Here is a 4,428-nt window from a genome sequence, read left to right on the forward strand (position 1 = left end):
GCGGCGGGCTGTGGCTGCCCTGTGAAAGTCTACGGGCAGCCGTTTTCTGAACGGGAGGATGTCTGATGTTTAGCGACAAGGAAACTTGGGTCCTGGAAGCTGCCTTACTCGCAGCAATTCCAATTTGCGTAGCCGTCACCGCACTCGTGGCATTTTTGACCGCGGCCTGGATATGAACCGCTTCCTCTTTGTGATGGGCGACTTTCTATCCCGGCCACCGGGCTTCTATGTCCTTCTTGTAGCCATGCTGCTCTGTACTGCGTTGGTGCCATTCGGCCTGACGAATGTGGTCACCTACGCATTGTCGGTAGCGGCCATCGTGATCACCGGCGTTGTGCTGATCCAGGGTTACCGCGACACGGCCGCCATTCACGCCAAGCTTGATGAGATTATCGTTTCGCTGAATGAGACCAGAAACGATGTCGTCGGCTTGGAGCATGCCGAGCCGGAGGAGATTCGGGAGAAGCTCCAGACACTCGAAGAAGAAGCAATGAAAGCGGTTCGCCCGCCGCATTGACCCTCCGCTGGACAATCTGTCATTCATCAGCAAAAAAGCCCGGGAACCGGGCTTTTTTGCTTCGCGTCTAAATCATTTCGGACTTATCCGAAACGGGAATTTGGTGCCCAGAAGAGGACTCGAACCTCCACTCCTTGCGGAACACGGACCTGAACCGTGCGCGTCTACCAATTCCGCCATCTGGGCTGGTGCGGGCTCATGTAAGCGGGCAAACGATATGTGTCAACGCGCTTTTTCGAGGGCCGCTGCCTGCCGGCTTAGTTTCCCGGGGGTCAGCGCCGCCCCTCACCTGCCTGCCGGCATCCTCTCCCCGTACAGTGACGGGGAGAGGGGCGCTCTCATCGATGATTTTCGCCGGTCACCTGCGTCACAAGAAGAGCGCCGAGGCTGCGGCCAGCCCTTTCTCCCCGTCACTATACGGGGAGAAATGCCCGGCAGGGCAATGAGGGGCAGCGCCGACTTGGCGAATGCGTTGGCCGAAAACCTCACCCCTCCAGCACGTCCTTCGACGCCACGGTGGAATCGGCGTTGAGCTTGTAGATCACCGGCACGCCGGTGCCGAGCTCGAGCTTGACGATCTCCTCGCCGCTCTTGCCGTCCAGCGCCATGATCAGTGCGCGCAGCGAATTGCCATGCGCGGCGACCAGCACGGTGCCGCCTTTCAGAACATGCGACTGCATGTCGTGCAGGTAATAGGGCCAGACGCGGGCGCCGGTGTCCTTCAGGCTTTCGCCGCCGGGCGGCGGCACGTCGTAGGAGCGGCGCCAGATGTGCACCTGCTCCTCGCCCCACTTCTGGCGCGCGTCGTCCTTGTTGAGGCCGGAGAGATCGCCATAGTCGCGCTCGTTCAGCGCCTGGTCGCGGATCGTCTTCAAATCGCTCTGGCCGACCGCGTCGAGAATGTGCTGGCAGGTCTTCTGCGCCCGGATCAGCGCCGAGGTGAAGGCAATGTCGAATTTCAAGCCGCGTGCCTTGAGCTTCTGGCCGGCTTCCTTGGCCTCCTTGTGGCCCTGCTCGGTAAGGTCGACATCGCGCCAGCCGGTGAACAGGTTCTTCAGGTTCCATTCGCTCTGGCCGTGGCGCACGAGCACGAGAGTTCCCGACATGTTTGCTCCTTCAAAATTATGGATAGTTTAGCTCAAGCCGAGCACGTCCCGCATGGAATAAAGTCCGGGCTTTTTACCGCGCGCCCAGAGCGCGGCCTTGACCGCGCCGCGGGCAAAGATGGCGCGGTCCTCGGCATGGTGCGACAGCGTGATGCGCTCGCCGGTTCCGGCCAGGATGACGCTGTGGTCGCCGACCACCGAGCCGCCGCGCAAGCTGGCAAAGCCGATGGTTCCTGGCTTGCGCACGCCGGTATGGCCGTCGCGTGACAGCACATCTTTGCCGGCAAGGGAAATGCCGCGTCCCGCCGCCGCCGCTTCGCCGAGCAGCAAGGCGGTGCCCGACGGCGCGTCGACCTTGTGCTTGTGATGCATTTCGAGGATCTCGATGTCGAAATCCTCTGGACCGAGCGCGCGCGCGGCCTGCTCGACCAGCACCGCCAGAAGATTGACGCCGAGGCTCATATTGCCGGATTTGACGATCGTCGCGTGGCGCGCCGCGGCCTCGATCCTGGCGTCGTCTTCCGCCGAGCAGCCGGTGGTGCCGATGACATGGGCAATGCGTGCCTGCGCGGCATAGCCTGCGAATTCGACGGTGGCTGCCGGCATGGTGAAATCGAGCACGCCGTCGGCCTTGGCGAACACCGGCAGCGGATCGTCGCCGATCGTGACATTGATGATGCCGATGCCGGCAAGCTCGCCCGCATCCCTGCCGAGATAGGGCGATCCGGTTCGTTCGACCGCGCCGACGACGCGGGCGCCGGGGATCGAATGGATGGCGCGGATCAGCGTCTGGCCCATGCGGCCGGCCGCCCCCACCACCACCAGGCCCATTTCGCCGGATTCGCTCATGCTGTTCTCCCCACCGCCTTCTTGGCGCGGCTGCGCAGGACCGGAGTTTGGACGGGCTTCGAGTCGTCGACAAGCCCCAGTCCGTTCTTGCCTTGAATGCGGTGGAAGCGGGCGTAGACACTGTTTGGATCGGCCATCAGTGCGGCATGGGTGCCTTCCTCGACCAGGCGCCCCTCTTCAAGCACGATAATGTGGTCGGCGTTGACGACCGTCGACAGGCGATGCGCTATCACGATGGTGGTGCGCCCTTCCATCACATGGGTCAGCGCCTCCTGGACGCGCGCCTCGGCCTCATTGTCGAGCGCCGAGGTCGCTTCGTCGAGCAAAAGGATCGGCGCGTTGCGCACGATCGCCCGCGCAATCGAGACGCGCTGGCGCTGGCCGCCGGAAAGTGTCGAGCCGCCCTCGCCGACGGGCGTGTCGTAGCCCTGCGGCTGCTGACGGATGAACTCGTCGGCCGCCGCCAGCACCGCCGCCCGATCGATCTCGGCGTCGGTCGCCGAAAGTCGGCCAAAACGGATGTTGTCGCGTATGCTGCCTTCGAACAGATAGGGCGCCTGCGAGACATAGGCGATCGAGCCGCGCAGCGAGTGCTTGGTGACTTTGGAAATGTCCTGGCCATCGATCTCGATCGAACCCTTGTCGACATCGTAGAAGCGCTGCAGCAGCGCCACGAGCGTCGTCTTGCCGGCACCCGAGGCCCCGACCACCGCCGTAACCTTGCCGGCCGCGGCGGTGAAACTCAGGTTCCTGATCACCGGCATGTCGGCGCTGTAGCCGAACGTCACATTGTCGAAGCGAACCTCGCCGGTGGTGATCCTGGCTTCGACCGCGTCGGGCGCATCGCCCTGTTTAGGCTCCAGGTCGAGCAGCTCGTAAATCATCCGGGCGTTGACCAGGGCACGTTCCATACCGACCTGCGTACGAGCCAGGCGCCGTGCCGGATCGTAGGCCATGATCAGCGCGGTGATGAAGGAAAACACAGCGCCTGGTGGTTGTCCGAGCACCAGCGCCCGGTAGCCGGAATAGGCAAGGACGGAGGTAATGGCGAGACCGCCCAAAATCTCGGAAATCGGCGACAGCCGCTCCGCGACCCGGGCGATCTTGTTGTTACGCTGCTCGGCCGTATCGGCCATGATGCCGATCCGGCGCGCCAGCTCGGCTTCCAGGGTGAAGGCCTTGACGATGGCGATGCCTTGCGTGGCCTCCTGTACGGACCCGTTCAGCCGCGAGTTGATCAGCACCGATTCACGGTTGATGCGCCGCAATCGGCGGGTGATGTAGACGACGGCCCAGATCAGCGGCGGCCCGATCAGCAGCGAGCTGAGCGACAACACCGGATCCTGGTAGATCATGACGCCAACGAGGGCGATCAGCGAGACCGCGTCGCGGCTGATGGAGGTCAGCGTCAGCGACAGCAGATCGCGAACGCCGCCGACATTCTCGTTGACCTGTGCCGCCAGCCGACCGGAACGCGTATCGTTGAAGAAGTCGACGCCGAGCTTCATCAGATGGTCGAAGCTGCGCTTCTGGTAGCGGGCGACCAGATTGTTGCCGATCTTGGCCAACGCGACCGCCTGGCCGTAACCGGCGAAGCCGCGCAGCACGGAGGCGGCCATGAACCCGGCGCAGATCCAGACGATCATGTCGCCGCGTCGTTCGTAGAAGATCTCGTTGATCATCGGGGCCATGATCCACGCCGTGAAGGCGGTGGTGGCGGAAACAATCAGCAGGCAGCCGATGGCAACGACATAGGTCCAGCGATATTCACTACCGTTTTCGGCCAGGATGCGGCGCAGCACCGCAGTGACCTCAGCTGGCTGGACTTTCAGTTTGAGTGGACTTTGAGCGGTCAAATCGCGGGCGCTTCGTGGTTTGCTAGAGCATGATGCCGAAAAGTGTGAAGCGGTTTTCGGACGACATCATGCTCTATCTCTTTGATTTAGAGCCGGATGA

Annotated in this window: 4 protein-coding genes and 1 tRNA gene; 1 reads left to right on the forward strand and 4 read right to left on the reverse strand. The window is 62.8% G+C overall.

Annotated elements, in window-relative coordinates:
- Positions 1 to 172 precede the first annotated feature (172 nt).
- Positions 173 to 517: a low affinity iron permease family protein gene (locus tag NKI61_RS32330; protein WP_023672069.1), complete on the forward strand. Its 345-nt coding sequence runs from the start codon at positions 173 to 175 to the stop codon at positions 515 to 517.
- A gap of 101 nt (positions 518 to 618) precedes the next feature.
- Here the strand turns inward: NKI61_RS32330 and NKI61_RS32335 are convergent.
- From NKI61_RS32335 to NKI61_RS32350, 4 genes are all read right to left on the reverse strand, one after another.
- Positions 619 to 703: transfer RNA gene (locus NKI61_RS32335), tRNA-Leu, on the reverse strand.
- Positions 704 to 1,002: 299 nt separating this feature from the next.
- Positions 1,003 to 1,623, reverse strand: coding sequence for a 2,3-bisphosphoglycerate-dependent phosphoglycerate mutase (locus NKI61_RS32340; RefSeq protein WP_023672068.1), 621 nt, complete (start codon positions 1,621 to 1,623; stop codon positions 1,003 to 1,005).
- 27 nt (positions 1,624 to 1,650) lie between these two features.
- Positions 1,651 to 2,472, reverse strand: a complete 822-nt coding sequence (gene dapB / locus NKI61_RS32345; protein WP_352842349.1) for a 4-hydroxy-tetrahydrodipicolinate reductase — start codon at positions 2,470 to 2,472, stop codon at positions 1,651 to 1,653.
- Entirely contained in the window at positions 2,469 to 4,328 is a 1,860-nt protein-coding gene (locus tag NKI61_RS32350) for an ABC transporter ATP-binding protein (RefSeq protein ID WP_352842350.1), read from the reverse strand. The genes dapB and NKI61_RS32350 overlap by 4 nt, the downstream gene beginning before the upstream one ends.
- Positions 4,329 to 4,428 lie beyond the last annotated feature (100 nt).

Source organism: Mesorhizobium sp. M0514, from assembly GCF_040321145.1.
Classification (GTDB): domain Bacteria; phylum Pseudomonadota; class Alphaproteobacteria; order Rhizobiales; family Rhizobiaceae; genus Mesorhizobium.